General features: G+C 69.7%; 24 protein-coding genes. 17 read left to right on the top strand and 7 right to left on the bottom strand.

Going from position 1 to position 25,262, the window contains the following annotated elements:
* Nucleotides 1–12: 12 nt before the first annotated feature.
* Nucleotides 13–2,115, bottom strand: a complete 2,103-nt coding sequence (locus QRN26_RS12670; protein WP_285037114.1) for a S9 family peptidase — start codon at nucleotides 2,113–2,115, stop codon at nucleotides 13–15.
* 77 nt (nucleotides 2,116–2,192) lie between these two features.
* On the opposite strand from QRN26_RS12670, the gene QRN26_RS12665 reads away from it, so the two are divergent.
* The 4 genes from QRN26_RS12665 to QRN26_RS12650 all read left to right on the top strand — a co-directional run bounded on the left by QRN26_RS12665 (nucleotide 2,193) and on the right by QRN26_RS12650 (nucleotide 6,586).
* Nucleotides 2,193–3,032 carry an aldo/keto reductase gene (locus tag QRN26_RS12665; RefSeq protein WP_056012263.1) on the top strand — a complete coding sequence of 280 codons (840 nt, stop codon included), beginning with the start codon at nucleotides 2,193–2,195 and terminating at the stop codon, nucleotides 3,030–3,032.
* A gap of 54 nt (nucleotides 3,033–3,086) precedes the next feature.
* Nucleotides 3,087–4,931 (top strand): DUF2207 domain-containing protein, encoded by a 1,845-nt coding sequence (locus QRN26_RS12660; RefSeq protein WP_157580458.1) that lies wholly within the window; start codon nucleotides 3,087–3,089, stop codon nucleotides 4,929–4,931.
* Between the two features lie 144 nt (nucleotides 4,932–5,075).
* Nucleotides 5,076–6,254, top strand: a complete 1,179-nt coding sequence (locus QRN26_RS12655) for an inorganic phosphate transporter (RefSeq protein ID WP_056012257.1) — start codon at nucleotides 5,076–5,078, stop codon at nucleotides 6,252–6,254.
* Nucleotides 6,251–6,586, top strand: a complete 336-nt coding sequence (locus tag QRN26_RS12650; protein WP_056012254.1) for a hypothetical protein — start codon at nucleotides 6,251–6,253, stop codon at nucleotides 6,584–6,586. The genes QRN26_RS12655 and QRN26_RS12650 overlap by 4 nt, the downstream gene beginning before the upstream one ends.
* Nucleotides 6,587–6,860: 274 nt before the next feature.
* Here QRN26_RS12650 and QRN26_RS12645 read toward each other — a convergent pair whose 3' ends face one another.
* Nucleotides 6,861–8,138: a uracil-xanthine permease family protein gene (locus tag QRN26_RS12645; RefSeq protein WP_056781867.1), complete on the bottom strand. Its 1,278-nt coding sequence runs from the start codon at nucleotides 8,136–8,138 to the stop codon at nucleotides 6,861–6,863.
* A 134-nt stretch (nucleotides 8,139–8,272) separates the two neighbouring features.
* Here QRN26_RS12645 and QRN26_RS12640 point away from each other — a divergent pair, with 134 nt between their 5' ends.
* The 3 genes from QRN26_RS12640 (at nucleotide 8,273) to QRN26_RS12630 (ending at nucleotide 12,334) form a co-directional block, all read left to right on the top strand.
* Complete coding sequence (locus QRN26_RS12640; RefSeq protein ID WP_285037113.1) at nucleotides 8,273–9,724, top strand: NCS2 family permease; 1,452 nt, start codon at nucleotides 8,273–8,275, stop codon at nucleotides 9,722–9,724.
* A 67-nt stretch (nucleotides 9,725–9,791) separates the two neighbouring features.
* Complete coding sequence (locus tag QRN26_RS12635; protein ID WP_285037112.1) at nucleotides 9,792–10,694, top strand: phosphodiesterase; 903 nt, start codon at nucleotides 9,792–9,794, stop codon at nucleotides 10,692–10,694.
* A gap of 173 nt (nucleotides 10,695–10,867) precedes the next feature.
* Nucleotides 10,868–12,334 (top strand): aspartate ammonia-lyase, encoded by a 1,467-nt coding sequence (locus QRN26_RS12630; protein WP_369796508.1) that lies wholly within the window; start codon nucleotides 10,868–10,870, stop codon nucleotides 12,332–12,334.
* A 64-nt stretch (nucleotides 12,335–12,398) separates the two neighbouring features.
* On the opposite strand, the gene QRN26_RS12625 is transcribed toward QRN26_RS12630, so the two are convergent.
* Entirely contained in the window at nucleotides 12,399–13,304 is a 906-nt protein-coding gene (locus QRN26_RS12625) for a fumarylacetoacetate hydrolase family protein (protein ID WP_056012241.1), read from the bottom strand.
* 308 nt (nucleotides 13,305–13,612) lie between these two features.
* On the opposite strand from QRN26_RS12625, the gene QRN26_RS12620 reads away from it, so the two are divergent.
* Entirely contained in the window at nucleotides 13,613–13,987 is a 375-nt protein-coding gene (locus QRN26_RS12620; protein WP_285037111.1) for an FKBP-type peptidyl-prolyl cis-trans isomerase, read from the top strand.
* A gap of 87 nt (nucleotides 13,988–14,074) precedes the next feature.
* Nucleotides 14,075–14,605, top strand: coding sequence for an adenine phosphoribosyltransferase (locus tag QRN26_RS12615; RefSeq protein WP_285037110.1), 531 nt, complete (start codon nucleotides 14,075–14,077; stop codon nucleotides 14,603–14,605).
* A 21-nt stretch (nucleotides 14,606–14,626) separates the two neighbouring features.
* Here the strand turns inward: QRN26_RS12615 and QRN26_RS12610 are convergent, their stop codons facing one another.
* Nucleotides 14,627–15,943 carry an MFS transporter gene (locus QRN26_RS12610; protein WP_200936449.1) on the bottom strand — a complete coding sequence of 439 codons (1,317 nt, stop codon included), beginning with the start codon at nucleotides 15,941–15,943 and terminating at the stop codon, nucleotides 14,627–14,629.
* A gap of 136 nt (nucleotides 15,944–16,079) precedes the next feature.
* Here QRN26_RS12610 and QRN26_RS12605 point away from each other — a divergent pair, with 136 nt between their 5' ends.
* Nucleotides 16,080–16,511, top strand: coding sequence for a pyrimidine dimer DNA glycosylase/endonuclease V (locus QRN26_RS12605; protein WP_285037109.1), 432 nt, complete (start codon nucleotides 16,080–16,082; stop codon nucleotides 16,509–16,511).
* An 86-nt stretch (nucleotides 16,512–16,597) separates the two neighbouring features.
* Nucleotides 16,598–16,876 carry a YdeI/OmpD-associated family protein gene (locus tag QRN26_RS12600; RefSeq protein WP_285037108.1) on the top strand — a complete coding sequence of 93 codons (279 nt, stop codon included), beginning with the start codon at nucleotides 16,598–16,600 and terminating at the stop codon, nucleotides 16,874–16,876.
* Nucleotides 16,877–16,889: 13 nt separating this feature from the next.
* Here QRN26_RS12600 and QRN26_RS12595 read toward each other — a convergent pair whose 3' ends face one another.
* Nucleotides 16,890–17,540: a hypothetical protein gene (locus QRN26_RS12595; RefSeq protein WP_285037107.1), complete on the bottom strand. Its 651-nt coding sequence runs from the start codon at nucleotides 17,538–17,540 to the stop codon at nucleotides 16,890–16,892.
* 167 nt (nucleotides 17,541–17,707) lie between these two features.
* Here QRN26_RS12595 and QRN26_RS12590 point away from each other — a divergent pair, with 167 nt between their 5' ends.
* Nucleotides 17,708–18,748, top strand: coding sequence for an LLM class flavin-dependent oxidoreductase (locus QRN26_RS12590; protein ID WP_056012224.1), 1,041 nt, complete (start codon nucleotides 17,708–17,710; stop codon nucleotides 18,746–18,748).
* Nucleotides 18,749–18,784: 36 nt separating this feature from the next.
* On the opposite strand, the gene QRN26_RS12585 is transcribed toward QRN26_RS12590, so the two are convergent.
* Both QRN26_RS12585 and QRN26_RS12580 read right to left on the bottom strand, forming a co-directional pair.
* Nucleotides 18,785–19,057 carry a protealysin inhibitor emfourin gene (locus QRN26_RS12585; protein ID WP_056012221.1) on the bottom strand — a complete coding sequence of 91 codons (273 nt, stop codon included), beginning with the start codon at nucleotides 19,055–19,057 and terminating at the stop codon, nucleotides 18,785–18,787.
* A 41-nt stretch (nucleotides 19,058–19,098) separates the two neighbouring features.
* Nucleotides 19,099–20,214: a M4 family metallopeptidase gene (locus QRN26_RS12580; protein ID WP_285037106.1), complete on the bottom strand. Its 1,116-nt coding sequence runs from the start codon at nucleotides 20,212–20,214 to the stop codon at nucleotides 19,099–19,101.
* Between the two features lie 151 nt (nucleotides 20,215–20,365).
* Between QRN26_RS12580 and QRN26_RS12575 the strand changes: the two genes are divergently transcribed.
* The 5 genes from QRN26_RS12575 to QRN26_RS12555 all read left to right on the top strand — a co-directional run bounded on the left by QRN26_RS12575 (nucleotide 20,366) and on the right by QRN26_RS12555 (nucleotide 25,205).
* A complete protein-coding gene (locus QRN26_RS12575) occupies nucleotides 20,366–21,529 on the top strand; it encodes an LLM class flavin-dependent oxidoreductase (RefSeq protein ID WP_056012214.1) in 1,164 nt (387 codons plus the stop codon).
* Entirely contained in the window at nucleotides 21,526–22,155 is a 630-nt protein-coding gene (locus tag QRN26_RS12570) for an FMN reductase (RefSeq protein ID WP_056781879.1), read from the top strand. Before QRN26_RS12575 ends, QRN26_RS12570 begins: the two co-directional genes overlap by 4 nt.
* Nucleotides 22,156–22,295: 140 nt before the next feature.
* On the top strand, nucleotides 22,296–23,081 hold the full coding sequence (locus tag QRN26_RS12565; protein ID WP_056781880.1) for a hypothetical protein: 786 nt from the start codon (nucleotides 22,296–22,298) through the stop codon (nucleotides 23,079–23,081).
* 102 nt (nucleotides 23,082–23,183) lie between these two features.
* Nucleotides 23,184–23,453, top strand: a complete 270-nt coding sequence (gene rpsO / locus QRN26_RS12560) for a 30S ribosomal protein S15 (protein ID WP_056012204.1) — start codon at nucleotides 23,184–23,186, stop codon at nucleotides 23,451–23,453.
* Between the two features lie 264 nt (nucleotides 23,454–23,717).
* Entirely contained in the window at nucleotides 23,718–25,205 is a 1,488-nt protein-coding gene (locus tag QRN26_RS12555) for an amino acid permease (protein ID WP_056012201.1), read from the top strand.
* The last annotated feature ends 57 nt before the right edge of the window (nucleotides 25,206–25,262 follow it).

Here is a 25,262-nt window from a genome sequence, read left to right as displayed (position 1 = left end):
GCGGCTGTCCGCCTACGCGGCGTCGGTCTCGGCGAGGCCGAGCACGTCGAGCAACCACGCGAGTTCCTCAGCGCGCTCCTTCCAAGCGTTGTACCGCCCGCTCACCCCGCCGTGGCCGGCGCTCATCTCGATCTTGAGGAGTGCGGGCGCACCGGCGTCGCGGAGTCTGGCCACCCACTTCGCGGGCTCCACGTAGAGCACACGGGTGTCGTTGAGGCTCGTCGTCGCGAGGATGCGCGGGTACTGCTTCGCCGGGTCGACGTTCTCGTACGGGCTGTACGCCTTCATGTAGGCGTAGACCTCGGCGTCGTGCAGCGGGTCACCCCACTCGTCCCACTCGATGACGGTCAGCGGGAGCGACGGATCGAGGATGCTCGTCAGCGCGTCGACGAACGGGACGCCGGCGAGGATGCCCGCGAACCGGTCCGGCGCGCGGTTCGCGACCGCGCCCATGAGGAGGCCGCCCGCGCTGCCGCCCTCGGCGACCAACTGCCCGGCGGTCGTCCAGCCGTCGGCGATGAGGTGGTCGGCCACGTCGACGAAGTCGCTGAAGCTGTTCTGCTTGCGCAGCTTCTTGCCGTCCTCGTACCAGTGCCGGCCGAGCTCGCCACCGCCGCGGACGTGCGCGATCGCGAAGGTGACGCCGCGGTCGAGCATCGACAGCCTGGCGATGGAGAACGACGGGTCCATGCTCGCCTCGTAGGAGCCGTAGCCGTAGAGGTGGAGCGGCCCTGGGCCCTCGAGGTCGCGCCGACGCACGATGGAGACGGGCACCCGCGTCCCGTCGGCGGCGGTCGCCCACTCGCGGAACTGCTCGTACCGCGCCGGGTCGTAGTCGCCGAGGACAGGCTGCTGTTTGCGGACGAACCGCTCGCCCGAGCGGAGGTCGAGTTCGAGCACGGTCGACGGCGTGACGAGCGAGCCGTACCCGAATCGCAGCATCGGTTGCGACCATTCGCCGTTGCCGTGCCAGCCGACGCTCGAGAGGGGTTCGTCGAAGCCGAGTTCCTCGATGTCGCCGGTCGTCGCGTCGAGGAGACCGATCCGCGTCAGGCCGTCGCGCCGGTAGGCGACGGTCGTCACCGTGGCGAACGCCTCGACGTCCTCGAGTCGGCGCTCGCTGCTGTGGGGGACCACGACGCGCGGTTCCTGCAGTGGATCGTCAAGCGGCACCTCGACGAGTTCGAAGTCGGGGGCGTCGCGGTTGTGGAGGATGAGCAGACGGTCGGCGCCGTCGGCGATGCGGTGCTCGACGCTGTACTCGACGCCCTCCGTCCGCGGCCAGACGATGCGCGCCTCCTCGGTCAGCGCATCGGCGGGGACGGACCGGGTCTCGCTCGTGACCGACGATCCCGCCTCGATGAGGAGCAGGGCGCGACTGCGGGTGAAGCCCGCACCCACCCAGAACCGTTCGTCCGGCTCGTGGAAGAGGACGACGTCCGCGGACTGAGCCGTGCCGACCCGGTGCAGGTGCACGGTGTCGGGCCGCCAGCTCTCGTCGACCGTCGTGTAGACGATCGCGGACGCGTCGGGGGAGAACTCGGCGCCACCGGCGGTGCCGAGGAGCTCGTCGTCGAGGTCGGAGCCGGTCGCGAGGTCACGGACCCGGACGGTGTACCGCTCGTCGCCCTCGACGTCGACCCCGTAGAGGAGTCTGGAGCCGTCGTCGGAGACGTCGAAGCTGCCGAGGGAGAAGAACTCGTGCCCCTCCGCCTCGACGTTCGCGTCCAGGATGATCTGCTCACCCGGGGCCGCGCCGCTCTCGGGCAGTGTCGGCGGGGTCCAATCGTCGGCGTCCGAGACGGGCACCCGGCACTGGATGCCGTACTGGCGGCCCTCGACACTCCGTCCGTAGTACCACCAGTCACCCGCACGGGTCGGGACGGACAGGTCGGTCTCGAGGGTGCGTCCCTTGATCTCCTGGAAGATGCGCTCCCGCAGGGCGGCGAGGTGGTCCATCTCCTGAGCCGTGAAGGCGTTCTCGGCCTCGAGGTGTTCGATCACCTCCGGCGAGTCCTTCTCGCGGAGCCATTCGTACGGGTCCACCACGGTGTCGCCGTGATGGGTGCGTTCGGTCGGTCGGGTCTGGGCACGTGGGGCAGAGAGCTTCGCCATGGTCCAACGCTAGTCGAGGCTGAACCCTCCCAGCCCGCTCGGAGCCATCCGCGGGCCGACGGGTCTAGCGTTGGGGGATGACGACCATCCCCACCTTCGAGCTCAACGACGGTTCGAGCGTCCCCGCGATCGGCTTCGGCACCTACCCCCTGCGAGGGAGCGAGGGCACCGACGCCACGCTGTCCGCGATCGACGCCGGCTATCGACTCCTCGACACCGCCGTCAACTACCGGAACGAGGACGCGGTCGGAGCCGCCGTCCGCGAGACCGACGTCCCACGGGACGAGCTGGTCGTGGCGACGAAGCTCCCGGGCCGCGACCACGGCTTCGAGGAGACGATCACCTCGTGCCGCGGCTCGCTGGCATCGCTCGGCCTCGACCGCATCGACCTCTATCTCATCCACTGGCCGAACCCCTCCGTCGGCCGCTTCGTCGAGTCGTGGAAGGCCATGATCCAGCTGCAGCGGGAGGGCCTCGTCCGCAGCATCGGTGTCTCGAACTTCACGGAGGAGTTCCTGACGAGGCTCGCCGACGAGACCGGTGTCCTGCCGGCCGTGAACCAGGTCGAGCTGCACCCGTACTTCCCGCAGGAGGACCTCCTCGCGTTCCACCGCGAGCACGGCGTCCTGACGGAGGCCTGGAGCCCGCTCGGCAAGGCACAGGCGCCGTTCGCCGAGGAGCCCGTCGCGACTGCCGCCGCAGCGCACGACGTCTCGCCGGCCCAGGTCGTGCTCCGCTGGCACCACCAGCGCGGCGTCCTCCCGATCCCGAAGTCCGCGTCCGCGGAACGGCAGCGGACGAACCTCGACATCTTCGGGTTCGAGCTGAGCGACGCGGAGGTCCAGGCGATCACCGCACTCGGTCGTGCAGACGGCCGGCTCTTCGACGGCGACCCGAACACGCACGAGGAGATGTGAGCGTCGGCGGGTGCGGCCACGCACCCGCCGGACCCTCCTCCTAGACTTGGCGGGGTGAAGCCCCGACGTCGCAGCCAGCCCCCGATCCAGCCGCGAGCATCACGACCCGTCCTGGTCGCGTTGCTCCTGACGGTCCTCGCGCCGCTCGTCGTGATGACGGCGACGGCGGAACCGGCTGTCGCAGCCACCCGCGCCGACGTGTCCGACTTCACCTTCTCGTCCTTCGACGGGGAGTACACCCTCTCCCGGGGCGATGACGGCCAGGCCGAACTCCGGGCGGTGGAGACCTTCGTCGCCGAGTTCCCCGAGTCCGACCAGAACAAGGGCATCATCCGAGCGATCCCGGACGAGTTCGACCGGGCGCCACTGCACACGGAGATCGTGTCGGTCACCGACGCCGACGGTGCTCCCGTCGAATGGGAGGCCGACCGCGACGGCGACTTCCTCGAGCTGTCGCTCGGCACGGACGACTACGTCCGTGGCACGCAGAGCTACGTCATCACGTACACCCAGCGCGGGGTGGTCGGGGCCTATCGCGACACCCGTGCGGACGAGTTCTACTGGGACGCGCCCGGCACCGGCTGGGACCAGCCGTTCGTGGACGCGCAGATGACCGTGCGCGTCGACGCCGACATCGCCGACGCACTCACCGGCGAGGGCGCCTGCTACCGCGGCGATCCCGACGACAGCTCACCGTGCGACCTCGCCCAGGCGGAGGACGCGGACGCCGACGTCTTCACGACCGCTTCCGTCCCGCTCCAGGCTCGGCAGACGCTCACGGTCGCCATCGGCTTCGAGCCGGGCACCTTCGCCCAGCCGGCCCGACCGGGTGAGGCGCCGGTCTTCTCCATCGTCCCGATCGCCCTCGGCGCGCTGTCGGCCGCGGGGCTCGGTGCGCTCCTGTGGATCCGACTGCGGTTCTGGCGGGACCACCCCGGTCGCGGCGTCATCGTGCCCCAGTACTCCGTCCCGAAGCAGATGAACCTCCTGCTGGCGGGCGACCTCGCCGGCCGTGCCGCCTCGTCGATGGCCGCCCAGATCGTCAGCCTCGCCGTCCGCGGCAAGCTCCGGATCGTGGACGGACCTGGCAAGAAGGACTACTCCCTGCAGTACCTCGACGACAGCGCGACGGACGAGCAGGAACGGCGCGTGCTGGCCGCGCTCTTCCCCGACCGGAAACGGCCACGGGAGATGAAGCAGGTGGATCCGGCGCTCGGCAAGGCCGTCACCGCGGAACTCGCGGCCGCCAAGCAGACCGCGCTCGACCGCGGCCTTCGACGTTCGGTCCCGGCGGGGCGGGCGTGGATCATCGTGGGAGCGCTCGCCGTCATCGGCGTCGCTGGGATCGTCTTCTTCGGGGTCGCCTACGCCCAGCGAGCGGACAACGGCTGGTCCGTTGCCGCGCTCTTCGTGACCGGCATCGCGCTGCTCGCGGGGATCGTGTTGGCCATCGCGCCGAAACCGCTCACCGCCACCGGCGCCGAGGCGCGTGACGAGTTGCTCGGCCTCCGCGACTACCTCGAGCTGGCGGAGCAGGACCGCTTCCGCATGCTGCAGAGCCCAGACGGTGCGGAACGGGTGGACCTCGGCGACCCCGGCCAGCTCGTCCGGCTCACCGAACGGCTCCTACCCTTCGCCGTGCTCTGGGGCGTGGAGCGCGAGTGGGCCAAGGAACTCGGTGTCCGCTACGAACAGGCCGGGAGCGCGCCGTCCTGGTACGACTCGAACACGCCGTTCCAGGCGGCGATGTTCGCGAACGCCTTCTCCGGCTTCTCCGGATCGGCGTCGAGCACGTCCGCGTCGTGGTCGACGAGCGGAGGCGCGAGCTCCTCCGGTGGCTCGACGGGTGGCGGCTTCGCGGGTGGTGGCGGCGGCGGAGGCGGGGGCGGCGGACGCTGATCGGTGTCGAGTTGACCTCGACCGGGCAGGGTGTAAGGATCGTGTACGGCGGATGAACCGCCGGTATCCAGCACGTGAATTCCCCCCACCCACCTCGTCGGGGAGCACTGTGTCCGTATTCGCTCCGCCTCGAGAAAGACACCAGTGGAACTCGTTACCCTGACTGTCGTGCTGGTCATCGCACTGGCCCTGTTCTTCGACTTCACGAACGGGTTCCACGACACGGCGAACGCCATGGCGACGCCGATCGCCACGGGTGCGCTGAAACCGAAGACCGCCGTCTTGCTCGCCGCGATCCTCAACCTGGTCGGTGCGTTCCTCTCGACCGAGGTGGCGAAGACCATCTCCGGAGGGCTCATCCGCGAGGGTGAGGGCGGTATCCGCATCGGGCCGGAGCTCATCTTCGCCGGCCTGATCGGCGCGATCGTCTGGAACATGCTGACGTGGCTCCTCGGCCTTCCGTCCTCCTCGAGCCACGCGCTCTTCGGCGGGCTCATCGGCGCTGCGATCGTCGGCGCCGGCCTCGGCTCGATCGACTTCGGCGTCGTCCTCTCGAAGGTCATCCTCCCGGCGCTCATCGCCCCGGTCACCGCCGGCCTCGTCGCGTACTCGGCCACGAAGCTGGCGTACCGCATCACGCGACGCTACGACGGCAAACCCGACGGCCGCGACGGCTTCCGGTACGCGCAGATCTTCTCCTCCTCCCTCGTCGCCCTCGCACACGGCACCAACGACGCACAGAAGACGATGGGCGTCATCACGCTCACCTTCATCGCGGTCGGGGTGCAGGCCGTCGGCACCGGCCCCGAACTCTGGGTCATCGTCGTCTGCGCGCTCGCCATCGCCCTCGGCACCTACATGGGCGGTTGGCGCATCATCAAGACGATCGGTACGGGGCTCACCGATGTGAAGCCGGCGCAGGGCTTCGCCGCCGAGACGAGCACCGCCGCGACGATCCTCGCGTCGAGCCACCTGGGCTTCGCTCTCTCGACCACCCAGGTCGCCTCCGGGTCCGTCATCGGTTCCGGTCTCGGGCGTCGTGGTTCGAAGGTCCGCTGGGGGACGGCCGGACGCATCGCGCTCGGTTGGCTCATGACCCTGCCCGCCGCCGGCATCGTCGGCGCCCTGGCCGCCGCCGTCGCACACCTCGGGCTCTTCGGCATCATCGTCGACGCCGTCGTCGGCATCGGCGTGATCCTCACGATCTTCCTCATCTCGCGCCGCAACCAGGTCGACCACAGCAACGTCGTCAGCGAGGTCGCCGACTCCGGTCGCGCCGTCAAGATCAAGCGCAACCCCAAGCCCAAGAAGGTGAAGAAGTGATCGACTGGGCAGCATTCCTGATCGTGTTCGCAACGTCGCTCGTCGGCGCCACCGCCGTGGTCAGCCTGTACTCCTTCGGGCTCCGGCTGCTCACCACCGCCGGACGTATCCCGGTCGTCGCGCCGGCCGAGTTCACGGACGCGATCACCGTCATCACGCCGGAGGAGGCTGCGAAGGCGGCGAAGCGTGCCGCCAAGGCCTCGCGCAAGAACCCGCTGACGCCCGCACAGCAGAACCTGGCCCGCGCCGGTGCCTACGCCTGCTTCGCGCTCTGTGCAGCCGCGGTGCTCTTCGGCATCTACCTGATCGTCCCGTTCTTCCACCAGGGCTGACCCGCTCAGGTCCGCCAGCGCACCGCGCTGACGCGAGCGCGGGCCACCACGCCGGCACCGATCCGTGCGGGGTCGCCAGCTCGGTGCGCTGACGCGAACCGTACCTACGCGGCGTGGCCGCGGGTCATACGCGCGAGCGCGGTACTCCGGAGACCCGCGCTCACGGGTGTGACCCGCGCTGACGCCAGCGCACCGCGCTGGCCGCCCAAGGATCGCGGCAATGACCCGCGCCGACGCCAGCGCACCGCGCTGGCAGACGGATGAGAGCCCCGGGTCAGGCGGTCTTGCGCCAGCGGCCGATGACCGTCATCACGTGGTAGATGACGATCGCCGCGATCGTGCCGAGCGCGATCCCGTTGAAGCTGACGTCGCCGCCCGCCACCCAGGTGAAGTCGGCGATGCCGATGATGAGCGCCGTGGCCGCAGTGAACTGGTTGACAGGCTTCGAGAAGTCGACCCTGTTGTCGAGCCAGATCTTCACGCCGATGATGCCGATGAGCCCGTAGAGGGCCGTCGTGACACCGCCCAGGACACCTGCGGGGATGGTGTTGATGACCGCACCGACCTTGGGGGAGAGGCCGAGGAGGACCGCGAACAGGCCGGCGACCCAGTAGGCCGCCGTCGAGTAGACGCGCGTCGCGGCCATGACACCGATGTTCTCGCCGTAGGTCGTCGTGCCCGAACCGCCGCCGAAGCCGGCCAGCATCGTCGCGAGACCGTCTGACAGGAGCGCGCGACCGGTCTGCTTGTTCACGGAGGCGTCGGTCATCTGTGCGACGCCCCGGATGTGCCCGACGTTCTCGGCGATGAGGACGAGCACGACGGGGAGGAACGCCGGGAGGACGGCCCAGACCGCCGGGTTCGAGATCGGGTTGTCCGCGAGATGGAACTCGGGAAGGCCGACCCAGGCGGCGTCGGCGATCTTCGAGAAGTCGATCTCCTGCCGGATCGCCGCGACGACGTACCCGACCACGACGCCGATCACGATCGACAGACGGCCGAGGATGCCGCGGAAGAGCACGGTCGAGAGGATCACGGCCGCGAGCGTCACAAGGGCGGTGACCGGAGCCTCCACGAAGTTGTTCTTCGCCGCGGGGGCGAGGTTGAACCCGATGAGCGCGACGATGGCGCCGGCGACGACCGGCGGCATGAGCGCGTCGATCCAGCCGGTGCCGGTGACCTGCACGATGACACCGACGAGCGCCAGGAGGAGCCCCACCGCGAGGATGCCGAAGAGGGCGCTGCCCATGCCCTGGCTCGCGACGGCGGCCGAGATGGGGGCGATGAACGCGAAGGAGGAACCGAGGTAGCTGGGCACACGGTTCTTCGTGATGACGAGGAACAGGATGGTGCCGACGCCCGAGAAGAAGAGGGTGGTCGTGGGCGGGAAGCCGGTGAGGACGGGCACGAGGAAGGTCGCGCCGAACATCGCGACGACGTGCTGCATCCCGAGCCCGATCGTCCGAGGCCAGCTGAGCCGTTCTCCGGGGCCGACGATCGCGTGGGTCGGGACGTGCTTGCCGTCGCCGTGCAGAGTCCAGGGCAGCGCCATGTGAGCTCGATTCCGTGGGAGGGTGCGGGTTAAGGGGTCCAGCCGATCGTAGCGGGACCCTTGCATCCCGGTCGTCGCGGGGCGGTCCGCCGTGCCGGTACGCTGGTTGCTTCGATGCAGACCCAGGAGGTCCAGTGACCACGACGCCCACCGCTCCGCGCTCGTTCCGAGAGCGTCTCGACGGTTTCTTCGAGATCAGCAAGCGCGGCTCGACCGTCGGAGGCGAGGTGCGCGGTGGCCTCGTGACCTTCGTCGCGATGGCCTACATCGTCATCCTCAACCCGATCATCCTGAGCGGTTCGGCCGACGTCACCGGAGGTGAACTCGGCTTCGCGCAGGTCGCCGCCGTCACCGCCCTGACCGCCGGCGTCATGACGATCCTCTTCGGCCTCGTGGCACGTCTGCCGTTCGCCTTCGCGGCAGGGCTCGGGATCAACTCCTTCCTCGCGGTCAGCGTCGTCGGCCAGGTCACCTGGGCCGAGGCGATGGGCCTCGTCGTCATCAACGGTCTGATCATCGTCCTCCTCGCGGCGACCGGTCTCCGCGCGATGATCTTCAACGCGGTGCCCATCCAGCTGAAGATCGCGATCACGGTCGGCATCGGCCTGTTCATCGCCTTCATCGGTTTCGTCGATGCCGGCTTCGTACGCTCCACGGGCGCCGGATCCCCGCCGGTCGGCCTCGGTATCGAGGGTTCCGTCGCGACGGTCCCCACCGCCGTGTTCGTGGTCTCGCTCCTCCTCACCGGTGTGCTCGTGGCCCGCAAGGTGAAGGGCGCCCTCCTCATCGGCATCGTCGCCTCGACGATCATCGCGATCATCGCTGAGGCCGTCTTCAAGGTCGGCGCCTCGAACGGTGGCGAGAACGCCGGCGGCTGGAACCTCAGCGTGCCCACCCTCCCCACCCAGGTCGTCGGCCTGCCCGACCTCAGCCTGCTCGGCCAGGTGAGCTTCGGTGGCTTCGAGCGCATCGGTGTCCTCGCCGCGCTCATGCTCGTCTTCACCCTCGTGTTCACGAACTTCTTCGACGCGATGGGCACCATGACCGGGCTCTCGAAGGAGGCCGGCGTCGCGGACGCGAAGGGCGACTTCCCGCGGCTGCGATCGGCACTGATCGTCGAGGGCGTCGGAGCGGTGGCGGGTGGCGCCACGTCGTCCTCCTCGTCGACCGTGTTCATCGAGTCCGGTGCCGGGATCGGCGAGGGAGCCAGGACCGGCCTCGCGAACCTGGTGACGGGCGTGCTGTTCCTGCTCGCGATGTTCTTCACGCCGCTCACCCAGATCGTGCCGTCCGAGGTCGCCGCTGCCGCCCTCGTCATCGTCGGGACGCTCATGATGTCGCAGATCAAGGACATCGTGTGGACGGAGTTCTCCGTCGCGCTCCCGGTGTTCCTGACGGTCGTCGTCATGCCGCTCACATACTCCATCGCCAACGGCATCGGCGCAGGCTTCATCGCCTGGGTCGTGCTGCGCTCGCTGTCCGGCAAGGCACGGGAGATCAGCCCGCTGCTCTGGATCGTGGCGGCCGGCTTCCTCGTGTTCTTCGCCCGCGGGCCCATCGAGCAGCTGCTCGGCGTCGCGTCCTGAGCCGGCGTCCGCCGCTGTCGGCGGCGGACGATCCGGTCTCGTCGGGGGTGCGTCCTAGACTCGGGGCATGACTCCCGACGTCCGATTCGGCCAGTATCCGGCACCCAGCCGCGTCATCGTCCACCTGAGCGATCCGCACCTCCTGGCCGACGGCCGTCGCCTCTACGACGCGGTCGACGTGCAGGCGAACCTCGAACAGGCGCTCCGGCAGGTCGAACGCATGCGGCTCCGACCCGACGCGATGGTCTTCACGGGAGACCTCGCCGACCTCGGTGAGGCCGACGCCTACCGGCGGCTCCGCGAGCGGGTCGAACCGGTCGCCGAACGGCTGGGCACCACGATCGTCTGGCTCATGGGCAACCATGACGAACGCTCGGTCATGCGCACGGAGCTGCTCGACCTGCCGGCGGGCGAGCAGCCGCTCGACGCGGTGTGGGACTTCGGTGGACTCCGGGTGATCGGTCTCGACTCGACCGTGCCGGGGTGGCACCACGGTGAGCTGGAGGACGAGCAGTTGGCGTGGTTGCAGTCGGTGTTGAGCACGCCGGCGCCGCTCGGCAGCATCCTCGCCATGCACCACCCGCCGGTGCCGTCGAGCGTCCCCTTCTTCGACATCCTCGAGCTCCGCGACCAGCACCGGCTCGAAGCCGTCCTCCGGGGCAGCGACGTCCGGGCCATCCTCGGTGGTCATCTGCACTACTCGACCTCGAGCACCTTCGCAGGCATCCCGGTCCAGGTCGCCAGTGCCAGCTGCTACTCGATGAACCTCTCGCTCCCGTCCACGGAGGTGAACGGGATGTTCGGCGGGCAGTCCTTCAACCTCGTCCACGTGTACGACGACCGCATCACGCACTCGACCGTCCCACTCGGCGACTTCGTCACCGCCGACACGTTCAGCGAGGCGTTCATCGAGCGCATGGCGGCACTGAGCCCTGCCGATCGACTCGAGGCGTTCTCCCGGAAGCGGTGACGCCCGGCGCCGACCGTCTCGGGAACGAGACACGCGAGCGGCACCGGTGGACGCGCCCGGCTACGCTGGATGGGACATCCACCCACCAGGCAACGGAGCCACGAGTGACGATCAGCACCACCACCAGCACCATCCCGACCACCCCTGGAGCACACGACGACATGGCGGACAGCATGAGCACGGGCGAGACACGGACCGAGTCGGATTCGCTCGGCTCGATGCAGATCCCGGCTGACGCCTACTGGGGCATCCACACGGCACGAGCGCTCGAGAACTTCCCCATCACCAAGCGCCCGATCTCGGTCTACCCGGACCTCGTGGTCGCCATCGCGAGCGTCAAGCAGGCTGCGGCCCGCGCGAACGCCGAGATCGGGGTCCTCGATCCCGCGAAGGCGAACCTCATCGACCGCGCCTGCCAGATCATCATCGACGGCGACTTCCACGAGGAGTTCCTCGTCGGCGTGATCCAGGGCGGCGCCGGCACCTCGACGAACATGAACGCGAACGAGGTGATCACGAACATCGCCCTGGAACTCGCCGGCCACGCGAAGGGGGAGTACCAGTACCTGCACCCGCTCGACGACACCAACCGCTCGCAGTCCACCAACGACGTCTACCCGACGTCGATCAAGATCGCGCTCGCGTTCTCCCTCCAGTTCCTGCTGACGGAACTCGGACTGCTGCGCGACTCGTGCAGTGCCAAGTCCGACGAGTTCTCCCACGTCTTGAAGGTCGGCCGCACCCAGCTGCAGGACGCGGTGCCGATGACGCTCGGCCAGGAGTTCCACGGGTTCGCGACCACCCTGACGGAGGACTACGACCGCCTGCAGGAGACCCTGTGGCTGCTCGCCGAGGTCAACCTCGGCGCCACCGCCATCGGAACGGGGATCACCGCAGACCCCCGCTACGCGGAGTCGGTCGTCCGGCACCTCAACCAGATCACCGGCTTGTCGCTCACCACCGCTCCCGACCTCATCGAGTCGACGAGTGACGCCGGCGGGTTCATGTCGTTCAGCGGCACCTTGAAGCGCAGCGCGATCAAGCTCTCGAAGATCTGCAACGACCTCCGGCTCCTGTCGAGCGGGCCCCAGGCCGGATTCGGCGAGATCAACCTGCCGCCCCGTCAGGCCGGGTCGAGCATCATGCCGGGCAAGGTCAACCCGGTGATCCCGGAGGTCGTGAACCAGGTGGCCTTCAGCGTCGTCGGTGCCGACATGACGGTGACGATGGCCGCCGAGGCCGGGCAGCTGCAGTTGAACGCCTTCGAGCCTGTCATCGCACACTCCCTGCTCCAGAGCATCGTGTGGATGGCTCAGGCCTGCCGGACGCTGCGGGTGAACTGCATCGACGGCATCACGGCGAACGAGGAGCGCCTCGGCGTCATGGTCGGCGCCTCCGTCGGGGTCATCACGGCCCTCACGCCGTTCATCGGCTACCAGTCGGCCGCGGCGCTCGCGAAGACCGCCCTGCTCACCGGACGGAACGTCGCCGACCTCGTCGTCGAGGCGAACCTCATGACCCGCGAGGACGTGACGAAGCAGCTTTCTCCCGCCCGACTCTCGGGGATCGAAGCGGTGACGTCGGCCATCCCGATCATCGACCTCCCGATCCCGGGCGCCGACTCCGACCCGAGTCGCTGAGCCGCACACACGACGAAGCCGTCCGGACCCATGGTCTGGACGGCTTCGTGCTGTGTCCGAGGGACTACGCGGCGGCGGTGACCCGACAATGGGTCGTCAGCGACCCGACGCCCTCGACCGATACCGTGACGGTGGCACCGTCCGTGAGGAAGACCTGCGGGTCGCGCGAGTATCCGGCGCCGCCCGGGCTGCCCGTGGAGATGAGGGTGCCGGGCAGGAGGGTCGCCGAACCGGAGAGGTGCTCGATGAGCGTCGCGACGCTGCGGACCATGTGGCTGGTCGAGGAGTCCTGCAGCGTCACGCCGTCGAGGACCGTCGAGATGTGGAGGGCCTGTGGGTCGGCGATCTCGTCGGCCGTCACGACCACGGGGCCGGTCGGGGTGAAACCGTCGAAGGACTTGCACCTCGACCACTGCGCCTCGGAGTACTGGATGTTCCGTGCCGTGATGTCGTTGACGACGGTGTAGCCGAACACGTATCCCAGGGCGTCGGCTGCTGCGACGTCGCGGGCGGCGCGACCGATGACGACGCCGAGTTCGGCCTCGTAGTCCACCTGCTCGCTGATCTCGGCCGGCCAGCTCGTCGTGCCCTCGTGACCCGTCAGCGAGTTGGCCCACAGGCCGAAGATCGTGGGGGCGTTGTCCGTCTTGAGGTTGAGCTCCTGCGAGTGTGCGGAGTAGTTCAGACCGACCGCCAGGATGGTCGGCGGGCGGAGGACCGCCGAGGCGTGCACGAGACCGTCGAGCGGTTCGCCGCCGACGCCGTGGGCGATGGAGGTCTCGACGAAGCTGCGCACCCGGTCGAGCTCGGCGGGACCGCGCTCGATCAGCTCCTGGAGGTCGCGCGGGGCGTCTTCGAGGATCTCGTCGAGGAACACCGCCCCGGAATCGCTGATGACGGCGAGTCTGACCCGCGGCTCTGCGGGGGGACTCGACTGGTGGTCTGTGGCGACGAAATGGGCGAACTTCACGCCTCTACGCTATCGCAGCCTCGTCGGCGGTGGGCGTTGTGGCCATAGCGGTCCGGGCCCGAGCGGAGCGGCTCGACCTCGCCCGGACAGACTCATCGCCCGGTGCCGCGGCAGTGCCTGCGAGTCGCCCGGGCGATGAGTTGGTCTGTCCCATCAGCTTGCACCCGTCGGCGACGGAGCGCAAGACCCGGAATGCAGCTCGCCGGAGGCGCTCGGGTCTTCGACCCCGCATGCGGGGGAGTGGTGCCAGGTCACGCGCTCAGCGAAATCCGCATGTGCCGCGTCGGCGGAACTGCTTGGATGGATCCATGACCGATTCAGCACGCACCAAGCCCGAGGTCGACGCCCCAACGGGCCCGGCCCCCACCGAACTCGTCGTCGAGGACATCTTCATCGGCCAGGGCGACGAGGCCCAGGCCTCCTCGACCGTCGACGTCCACTACCTCGGCGTCGGCTACGACTCCGGCGAGGAGTTCGACTCCTCGTGGAGCCGCGGACAGTCCATCAACTTCCCGCTGCGCAACCTCATCCAGGGATGGCAGCACGGCATCCCCGGCATGAAGGTCGGCGGCCGCCGCAAGCTCACGGTCCCCCCGGAGCTCGCGTACGGCCCGGCCGGTGGCGGACACCAGCTGTCCGGCCAGACGCTGGTCTTCGTGATCGACCTCCTGGGCGTCAAGTAACCATCCGCAGGTCACCCCTCGTCCCCGCCGACCGACGGTCGCGGTGACGAGGGGTGTCGCATGTCCCCCAGACCGAACGAGGACCAGATGACCACCGCCACCCAGTACGTCGACCGCCTGACGGCGACGATCCCCGATTTCCCGACGCCCGGGATCCTCTTCCGCGATCTGACGCCCGTCTTCGCCGACGCTGACGCCTTCCGCGCGATCATCGACGAGCTGGGCGAGCACTTCGCCGGTCGCTTCGACGCGGTCGCCGGGGTCGAGGCCCGCGGGTTCCTACTGGCCGCCGCCGTCGCCTACGCGACGCACACCCGGCTGGTCCCGATCCGCAAGGCGGGCAAACTGCCGGGCGAGGTCCTGCGTGAGGACTACGGCCTCGAGTACGGCGCCGCGGCGCTCGAGCTGCGGACCGAGCAGCTGCCCGCCGACACCCGCGTCCTCATCCTCGACGACGTGCTCGCGACCGGCGGGAGCTGTGGCGCGGCCGTCAATCTCATCGAGCGGGCCGGGTACACCGTGGCCGGACTCGGGCTCGTCCTCGAGCTGGAGGGCCTCCCCGGTCGCGCCTCGCTCGCCGGCCGCGACGTCTTCTCCATCGCCACCGCCCCCGCCTGAGTCGGGCCGCCTGAATCTGGCTCAGGGCGTCGGCGTGCGGGCGTCGTAGCGGCGGAAGCCGCCCTGGAGGCGCACGACGGTCCATACGAGTGCCATGACGAGGAGCCCTCCGGCGAGCGCCGGGATCCAGAGCGCGAACGCCGAGGCGGCGAGGCCGATGTAGAGGTCGCCGACGCGCGGCCCTCCGGTCACGACGACGGTGAACACGCCCTGGAGTCGCCCGCGGACGGCGTCGGGCACGGCGGCCTGCAGGATCGTCATGCGGAAGATCGAGCTGACGTTGTCCGCGGCGCCCGCGACGGCGAGTGCGGTGGCGGCGATGACGATGGCGGGGAGGTTCGCGCCGTCGGCCTCGTGCGTGGCCGCGCCGGAGAGGGTGACCCAGGCGAGGACCGCTCCGAATCCGGCGACGGCGAGGCCGTAGACGATGATGGCCCGCTCGATCGCGCGGCCCTGCCGATCGATCCGGCCGAGTCTTCCCGACACGAGGCTCGACAGGAGCGTGCCGACGGCGCCGGCGGCCGTGAGGACACCGACGGTGATCGCGCCGCCGCCGAGGACGAGGGTGCCGACGGCGGGGTAGAGCACCCGCGGGTTGCCGAAGGTCATCGCGATGATGTCGACGATGAACGTCATCCGCACGTTGGGTGCGGTCTTGAGGAACGTCCATCCGTCGACGAGGCTGCGGATGCCGGGAAGCCGGCTGACCCCGCCCTCCGGGAGGATCTTCGGCAGGGACGCGATCCCGAGGAACGCTGCCACGAACAGGACGACGTCGATCGTGTAGGTCCACTGGAAGCCCACGCCGGCCACGAGCACGCCGGCCAGTGCCGGGCCCACCGTCACCATGACCCCGGCCGCGATGCCGGAGAGGGCGGCGGCCGCGGGGAGCAGCCGCGCCGGTAGGAGCCGAGGGAGGATCGCCTGTCGGGTCGTCCCGACGATCGTGGTCGACACGGCGTTGATCGTCGTGAGCAGGTACAGGGGCCAGACGAGTTCGGAGCCGCTCCATGCGAGCACGGCGATGACGGCCGTCGAGACCCAGGTGACGATCGCGGCCGAGAGCGCGACCGTGCGTCGGTCGAAGGCGTCCGCGAGCATGCCGCCGTACAGCCCGAAGCAGATCATCGGGAGCAGGGCGATGACGCCGACGAGGGAGACGGCGAAGGTCGAGGCGGTGAGGTCGTACACCTGGAGGCCGACGGCGACGATGGTCATCTGGCCGCCGATGCCGGTGATCGCGCCGCCGATCCACAGTCGAGCGAAGGCGGGACTCTCCCGGAGGGGACGCAGATCGACGAAGAGTCCGCTTCGGCCTGGGGTCGCGGGCGCGGTCACCGCTGCATCGGCGGACGGTGCGGATGCGGAGACATGACCGCCAGCATACGCCGGGAGACCCGCGGCCCCCCCCCCCGGGCGCCGGGTCAGGGGCTGCCCCGATCACCGTGTCGGCGGTGTCGGGCAGGATGGAGGGATGCGTCTCTGGTCGATCCATCCGCGGTACTTCGACGCCCAGGCGGTGACGTCGTCCTGGCGCGAGGGGTTGATCGCCCAGCGGGTCCTGGCTGAGCCCGGTTCGAGTCTCCGCTCGCACCCGCAGCTCCAGCGCTTCCTCGAGGCGGAGGAACCGCTCGAAGCCGTCGCCGCCTATCTCGGCGGTGTCGCCGACGAAGCGGGTGCGCGCGGCATGGACCTCGACCGCTCGCGCATCATCGCCGCAGGTTCTCTGCGGGGGCCGCTCGTCGTGACGGACGGCCAGCTCGACTACGAGTGGGGCAACCTGCGCCGCCATCTCCTCGAACGGAGCCCGGACGTCGCGGCCCGGTGGGCGAGGGTCTGGCGTCCCCAGCCCCACCCGATGTTCGTCGTCGTGGGCGGGGGCGTGGCCGCCTGGGAACTCGCCTGAGGGTTCGCCGCCCGAAGACCGGACTCCCGAAGTCGATCGGAGCCCGGTCCCTCGACGGCCGCCATCCGAGCCGCTAGCGTGGCCGCATGGGCAGACACGCTGATGTGGGAGACGCGCCGCTCGCGGCGACCGGGACGGTCGTCCGGTTGCGGCCCGACCTCGAGCAGGCGCTCCACGACGCCGGTCGGCTGGCGTTCTTCCGCGGCCTGCCGAACAGTGCGCAGCGGGAACTCGCGCAGTGGGTGGAGCGGGCCACCGATGTGGCGCGGGAGGGACGGATCGAGGAGGTCATCGAGCTCCTCGAACTCCGCGCCGACGAGCTGCGGACCGCGCTCCCGGCGGCCACTGCCGGCCGTCGACGCTGAACCGAGTCCGCGCTCAGAAGCCGAAGTCGCCTCCACCGCCGAAGTCGCCGCCGCCACCGAAGTCGCCGCCGCCTCCGTCCGCGAACCCTCCATCGCCCCAGCCGCCGGCAGTCGGGTCGGCTCCGGCGTCGACAGCCGCCCCGTCTGACGCTCCGGCCTCGCCTCCGCCCTGATCGGCGCCGGTGGCATCCGCCCCGGCGTCGGTGCCGACGGTGTCGGGGATGAACGCCTGCGCGATGGCCGAACCGACGACGACCCCGGCGATCGTGCCGAGCATCGAGCTGGCGAGCATCCCACCGAAGCCCATGCCACCTCCCTGCGGGCCGAGGTTCCGCTCCAGCGTGCCCGGCTGGCGCATCTCGGCGCGGGTGGCGGAGAGCGCGAGGGCTTTCGGGGAGTCGTTCGCAGGCGCCTCACCCGTGGGAGCGTCCTCGGACAACTGGCGGAAGAGGATGCCCCGCTGCTCGGGGGTGAGTTTCGTGAACGCCTCCTCGTGGACCTGCTCGATGGTCTCCGGCGGAGCAGTGCGCAGGAGGTAGCGGTATCGCTCGACGGCGATCTCATCCGGCGTCCTGGTCGTCGCAGATGCCCTCCGGCCGTCGTCCGTCGCCTTGGCAGGTTCGCCGGACTCGGGGCGTCCGAGCAGTCGATCGAGGAATCCCATGGTGTGCTCCTTCGCAGTGGCGGGCGTCCAGCGTACGCGCCGGATGTCGGCTCCGGCTTGGACCGTGCTGAGAATCCGCCGGTCGCGCCGTCGCGGAATATGTCGCGCCCTCCGGACGCTGCACCCTACGCGCCTGTCGCCGTTCGGCAGCGCGACGAAAGGTGAACATGCGACTCTCGATACTGGACCTCATCCCCGTCCGCACCGACCAGGACACCGCGGCGGCACTCGCGGCGACGATCGCCCTGGCGAAGCGCGCCGACGAGCTGGGGTACCACCGGTATTGGGTGGCGGAGCACCACAACATGCCGTCCGTCGCGTCGACCAACCCCGCGGTCGTGATCGGCATCCTCGCCGCCGCGACGAAGCGGATCCGGGTCGGCTCCGGTGGCGTGATGCTCCCGAACCACGCGCCGCTCGTCGTCGCCGAGCAGTTCGCGCTCCTCGAGGCCTCGGCACCGGGCCGCATCGACCTCGGCCTCGGACGCGCCCCGGGCAGCGACCCGGTCATCTCCGCCGTCCTCCGCCAGTCCGGCAACACGAGCGACGTCGACCGCTTCCCGAACAACGTGCAGGACATCGTCGCCCTCCTCGGGGTCGACGGTGCCAGTGTCCGCATGACCTCCGGCGAGGAGTACGCCCTCCGCGGCACGCCGAAGGCAGGGAGCGTGCCCGACGTCTGGTTGCTCGGATCCAGCGACTACTCCGCGGCGCTCGCCGCAGCCCTCGGCCTGCCCTACGTCTTCGCGCACCACTTCTCCGGCCAGGGGACGGCTCGCGCCCTCGAGCTCTACCGCTCGAGCTTCCAGCCCTCGGCGCTCCTCGACGCCCCGCGCACCTTCCTCACCGCGAACGCCGTCGTGGCCGACACCGCGGAAGAGGCCGAGGCCCTCGCCCTGCCGAACCTCCAGCAGATGGCCCGGCTGCGCTCGGGCAAGCCCCTCGGGCCGATCGCCACCGTGGAGGAGGCCGCGACCGCCGAGCAGAGCGACCTCGAACTCGGCTTCGTCGAGCAGATGCGCGCCGCCTGGATCATCGGCGACGCCGACCGCGCCGCGAGCGAGCTGCAGGGGCTCGCCGATCGTTTCGGCGTCGACGAGGTCATGGTGTCGCCGGTCGGATCGGCACGGGAGGGCACTCCCGCGAACTCGGCACCGGCCCGTGAACGGACGATCGAACTGCTTGCAGAACGGTTCCCGCAGCACTGACGGACGCGCGGTCCGCCCGAGGGTGGACCGCTGCCGTCACTCGTGAGGCGGTTGCGCCGCGCGGACCCGCTCGACGAGTTCCTGCCAGGGACCGGTGAGTTGCCGTTCTCCGAGCGTCGCCTCCTTGGGCGCACACCGGATGCGGTAGACGTAGCGGTCGGGCAGCGGTGGTCCCTGCGGGGCGTCGTCCCACGGCAGGCCGTCGAGCAGCACGATCCAGGTGTCGACGTCGGGTTGGTCGTCGACGACGACCTCCCATTGCCGCGTCATCCCCGCGACGCCGCCGCTCCTCGTGACCGTGACCTTCATGCCGCGATGCTACTCCGCGGGCATGATCGCCACCATCGTGCTCAGTCGGCCGGGACGATCCCGACGCGTGCCCAGGCCGCCTCGAGTTCCGTCCGCTCCTCGGAGTCGGCACCGAATCGTGAGGTCGCCGCGGTGATCGAGGCGGCGGCGAAGGTGCCGAAGTCCGTGCGTTCGGCGAGCCCGCCCGTGAGCGTGTCGTACCAGACGCGTCCGGCGCGCTCCCAGGCGTTACCGCCGAGGGCGACGGCGTATGTCGCGAACGCGCGGTTCGGGATGCCCGAGTTGAGGTGGACGCCGCCGTTGTCGTCGGTCGTCTCGATGTAGTCGTCGAGATGGGCCGGCTGCGGGTCCTTCCCGAGGACGTCGTCGTCGTAGGCGGTGCCGGGGGCGAGCATGGAGCGCAGGGCGTTCCCCTCGACCTCGTCGGTGAAGAGTCCTTCGCCGATCAGCCAGGACGCCGCGGCAGCGTCCTGGCCGCGGGCGTGCTGTTCGACGAGGGCGCCGAAGACGTCGGAGACGTGTTCGTTCAGGGCGCCCGACTGTCCCTCGTAGGTGAGGTTCGCCGTGTACTGCGTGACGCCGTGGGCCAGCTCGTGACCGATGACGCTCAGCGAGCTGGTGAAGCTCCGGAAGACCTCGCCGTCGCCGTCGCCGAAGACCATCTGTTCGCCGTTCCAGAACGCGTTGTCGTAGTCGTCGCCGTAGTGCACCGTCGCGAGCAGCGGCAGCCCGAGGCCGTCGATGGAGTCCCGCGCGAACGCTTCGGCGAAGAGGGTGTGGGTGTCGCCGAGTCCCTCGTAGGCGGCGGTGACCGCGGCGTCCGTCGTGGCCGGATCGCCCTCCGACCGCACCAGCGTGCCGGGAAGCGTCTCGGAGCGCTCCGCGTCGAAGATGGAGCGTCGCGGGGCGGAGACGGCCCCTCGCTCCGTCGTCGCACCGCGCGCGGGCCCCGTCGCCGTCTGCGGCGCAGTGCCCGGCTCCGGGAAGCGGTACGGGCGGGTGGCGAGGAGGGAGTACCGGGCGGCGCTCGCGGCGCGCGCCAGGCGCGGGGTGTCGAGCTCGGCGATCCGCTCGAGCAGCCAGGGTGGGACGATCCCGCAGACGTGCTGCGGACGAGGTGTCGACGGGCCGGAGTCGGGGTGTGTTGAGCCGTTCATGCGGCGATCCTGCCACAGGCCTCCGACATGGGACAGGGCTCCCGCACGACCGCTCGGCGATGTTCTCCCGGCGCGTGGGAATAGTGCAGTGGTTCGCCTCGTTGTCCTGAATATCCATGCAAACGCATGGAAGAATCTGTGGGAGCGCATCATGCAATTCGGAATCTTCACGGTGGGGGATGTCACCACCGACCCGACCACCGGGGTCACGCCCACCGAGCACGAGCGCATCGAGGCCATGGTCGCGATCGCCCTCAAGGCGGAGGAGGTCGGCCTCGACGTCTTCGCGACCGGCGAGCACCACAACCCGCCGTTCGTCCCGTCGAGCCCGACCACCATGCTCGGCTACATCGCCGCGAAGACCGAACACCTGATCCTCTCGACGAGCACCACCCTGATCACGACGAACGACCCAGTCAAGATCGCCGAGGACTACGCCATGCTGCAGCACCTCGCCGGCGGCCGCGTGGACCTCATCATGGGCCGCGGGAACACCGGTCCGGTCTACCCCTGGTTCGGCAAGGACATCCGCGAGGGCATCAACCTCGCCATCGAGAACTACGCCCTGCTGCACCGGCTCTGGCGAGAGGACTACGTCGACTGGCAGGGGCAGTTCCGCACCCCGCTCCAGGGCTTCCAGTCCACGCCGCGTCCGCTCGACGGCGTGCCGCCCTTCGTCTGGCACGGTTCGATCCGGAGCCCCGAGATCGCCGAGCAGGCGGCCTACTACGGCGACGGCTTCTTCGCGAACAACATCTTCTGGCCCAAGGAGCACTACATGCGCCTGATCCAGCTCTACCGTCAGCGCTTCGAGCACTACGGGCACGGCACGGCCGAGCAGGCCATCGTCGGACTCGGAGGGCAGGCGTTCATGGCGAAGAACTCACAGGACGCCGTGGCCCAGTTCCGTCCGTACTTCGACAACGCGCCCGTGTACGGGCACGGCCCGACGCTCGAGGACTTCACCGAGCAGACGCCCCTCACCGTGGGAAGCCCGCAGCAGGTCATCGATCGCTACGCCTCGATGCGTGACTCGTTCGGTGACTACCAGCGGCAGCTGTTCCTGATGGACCACGCCGGTCTGCCGCTCGGAACGGTGCTGGACCAGCTCGAGATCCTCGGTGGCGAGGTCGTGCCCGTGCTGCGCAAGGAGTTCGCGAAGGACCGTCCGGCGACCGTGCCGGAGGCTCCGACCCATGCGTCGATGGTCGCAGCGGCGGACGCCGAGCTCGCCTCGCGCTCCGGAGCCGTCGAGACGAGCCACGCCGACGCCGGCTCGGCGTTCGGTCGCGCAGCGGTCGGGGTCGGACGATGACGGGCGCGCGCACGCTCGCGGTCGTCTCCGCCGGCCTGAGTCAGCCGTCGTCCACCCGACTGCTCGCGGACCGGCTCCGCGACGCCACCGTCGCACAGCTCGAGCGTGACGGCCACACGGTCGAGACGACGTCGATCGAGCTGCGCGACCTCGCGCAGGACATCACGAACAACCTCCTCACGGGGTTCCCGAGCCCCAGGCTCTCGGCGGCCGTCGAAGCGATGACCGGCGCGGACGGCGTGATCGCGGTGACGCCGATCTTCTCGTCGAGCTACTCGGGCCTGTTCAAGTCGTTCTTCGACATCGTCGAACCGACGGCACTGACCGGGGTGCCCGTCCTCCTCGGCGCGACCGGAGGGTCGGCCAGGCACTCGCTGGCGCTCGAATACGCGGTCCGGCCCCTGTTCGCCTACCTGCGTGCCGTCACGGTCCCGACGGCCGTCTTCGCGGCGTCCGAGGACTGGGGCTCCGGCGAGGCGCACGTGAGCGCGCTGCCGGAGCGGATCGAACGGGCGGCGGGCGAGCTCCGTGCCCTCGTCGCGGCGTCTGACCGTTCGGGCGGGCGCGACGACCCGTTCGCCCTCGGTCGCCCGTTCTCGGAACTGCTCGGAGGCCTCGGCGCCTGAGCGCCTCGGAACGGCCTGACGCGGGCGGAGGCCGGACCACCCGGCCTCCGCCCGCGTCGTTCCCAGGTGGTGGACCGACGTCTTTGGGATACTGGTGGGGAGCGTCGCCGTCCGGCGGTGCCGGAGGGGATGGTGGCCAGGTGATCTCCGGAGCCCGTCGGATCGGTCGGACCCTGTGGCGTACGCCGCGCGTGGTCGGTGTCGCCGTCGCGGCCCTGTTGCTCGGCTCGGCTCTCGTCGCGGCTCCGCTCGCCGCCACCCCGGCGGTCGCCGCGGCCGCTGGCACCATCGAGAGCCCTGCCGACGGCGACACCGTCTACCGGGTGGACTACACGCTCGAAGGCGACCAGGTGAGCGGCTTCGACGTCACGGGGACCGCCCAGCCGGGGGCCGACGTCGTGCTGTCCTACTGGCGTTCCATCGACCTGTACGACGCGGCCAAGCCCTGCTTCAGCGCCTCGACGTCTGACGACGATGCGTGCAAGCTGCAGGCGACCGGGGAAACCGGCGCGACGGAGTTCCGCTTCGACGGGCAACCGATCGAGGTCGGCTCGGACGGCGGTTGGTCCACGAGGATCAACATGACCCAGTGGTTGCGCGGTGCGGATGCGGGGGAGTACGACATCACGCTGGCCCTCGTGTCCACGAACGACGGCGGTGGCGCCACCCTCGGTGATCCGGTCCGCCTGGTCTACGACTCCACCACCACGGCCGAGGCGGCAGCCGCCGCCGGTGAGCCTGCGCCGACCGCCGGAGCCGGTCCGCCGGTGTGGGTCTGGCTGCTCGTCGCCTTCCTCGTCCTCGACCTCATCGCGCTCGCCCTCATCCTCGTCCTGCGCCGCCGACGCCGGGCCACCGCGGTCGAGGCGGAGGAACGGCTGAACGCGAAGCGCCGGACGACCCATCGCGAACCCCCGCCGCTCTGAACCTGCTAGAATCACAAGGTTGCCGTCGAACGGCCGCGGATCAAGAGAGCCCACGCATCAGGCGACGGGCACCGCGCAACGAACAGAGAGGGGATCACCACTATGGCGCTTGAAGGAGACCGTAAGAAGGCGATCATCGAAGAGTACGCAACCCACCCAGGTGACACCGGATCCCCCGAGGTCCAGGTGGCGGTCATGACCCGCCGCATCAAGGACCTCACCGAGCACCTCAAGGAGCACAAGCACGACCACCACTCGCGTCGTGGTCTGCTGCTCCTGGTCGGACAGCGTCGCCGCCTCCTCGGCTACCTCCAGGCCGTCGACATCGAGCGTTACCGCTCGCTGATCGAGCGCCTCGGACTCCGCCGCTAGGCAGCACCTCTACCCCTTCCAGCGCATCGGGACCCCGGTCCCTGAGCCTGTCGAAGGGCGCTGACACCGCGAGCTTCTTCGTGACGGGCCGTCATCCATTCGGATGGCGGCCCGTTCGTGTGTCACCGCCCGTTCGTGTCCGCCGGGGAGCCGTCACCTGGAGGAAATCCCACTTCCGACTCGACCCCGGGCCGCTCATCTGGCAAGGTCGAGAGTCGGCTTCGCGCGAGGCCACGGCAGCACCGCACCACGGCAAGGAGCACCATGAGCATCTGGCGGACGAAGAGCATCGAGGACTCCCTCGCGGACTCGGGGATCGAAGGGCGCAGTCTGAAGCGCACGCTCGGCACCTGGGACCTCATGATCATGGGGGTCGCGGTCGCCGTCGGCGCCGGGATCTTCTCCGTCGGGGCCAAGGCCGCCGGCAACTACGCCGGCCCCTCGGTGTCGCTCGCCTTCATCCTCGCGGCCGTCACCTGCGCGCTGGCCATCATGTGTTACGCCGAGTTCGCCTCGACGGTGCCCGTCGCCGGTTCGGCCTACACCTTCACCTACGCCACGCTCGGTGAGCTCCTCGCCTGGATCATCGGCTGGGACCTCATCCTCGAGATGCTCACCGCCGCGGCGGTCATCGCCAAGTACTGGGGCATCTACCTGAGCAACGTGTTCCTCCTCTGGGGCTGGGACGTCCCGAGCGAGCTCGACGTCTTCGGGCTCAAGGTGAGCTGGGGCGCGTTCGTCATCGTCGCGATCTTCACCACCCTGCTCGTCCTCGGCACGAAGCTGTCCTCACGCGTCGCGAGCGTCTTCACGATCATCAAGGTCGCGATCGTCATCTTCGTCATCGTGGTCGGCGCGTTCTACGTGAAGGCGGCGAACTACACGCCGTTCATCCCCGCCGAGGTCCCGACCAAGGGCGGGGCGTCCGACACCTGGTCGCAGTCGCTGTTCTCCTTCATGACGGGCGCGGCACCCGCGCAGTACGGGGTCTTCGGTCTCCTCGCGGGAGCGTCGCTCGTGTTCTTCGCGTTCATCGGCTTCGACGTCGTGGCGACGAGCGCGGAAGAGGTCAAGAACCCGCAGCGCAACCTGCCCCGCGGGATCTTCGGTGGCCTCGCGATCGTCACCGTCCTGTACGTCGGCGTCAGCCTCGTGCTCACCGGCATGGTGCCCTACACGACCCTCGCCGAGGCGGAGGACCCGTCGCTTGCGACCGCCTTCATCGCGGTGGGCGCCGACTGGGCCGCCCAGGTCATCTCGATCGGCATCCTCGCCGGCCTCACGACGGTCATCATGGTGCTGCTGCTCGGGCTCGCCCGCGTGGTCTTCGCCATGAGCCGCGACGGCCTGCTGCCCCGATCCCTCAGCGTCACCTCCGAGAAGCGCAAGACGCCCGTGCGGGTGCAGCTCATCGTCGGTGCCCTGGTCGCGTTGATCGCCGGGCTCACCGACGTCGGCGTGCTGGAGGAGATGATCAACATCGGAACCCTCTCCGCATTCGTGCTCGTCAGCATCGCGGTCATCGTGCTCCGGAAGAAGTACCCGAAGCTGCCGCGCGCGTTCCGTGTCCCGTGGTCGCCGTTCCTGCCGATCCTCTCAGCGGTGCTCTGCGTCTGGCTCATGCTCAACCTGACGACGCTCACCTGGGTGCGGTTCCTCGTCTGGCTGGCGCTCGGCTTCATCATCTACTTCGCCTACAGCCGCCGGCACTCCATCGTCGGCAAGAAGGCTCGGGGCGAACTCGTCGAGTGAGCCTCGCGCTCGTCGCCGTCGGACGGCCAGGGCTGCGCTGATCCGATCGACGGCCAC

The organism is Plantibacter sp. ME-Dv--P-095 (assembly GCF_030209365.1).
GTDB lineage: Bacteria > Actinomycetota > Actinomycetes > Actinomycetales > Microbacteriaceae > Plantibacter.
The sequence above is the reverse complement of the archived record's forward strand: the minus strand, read 5'-3'. Positions and strand labels throughout refer to the sequence as shown.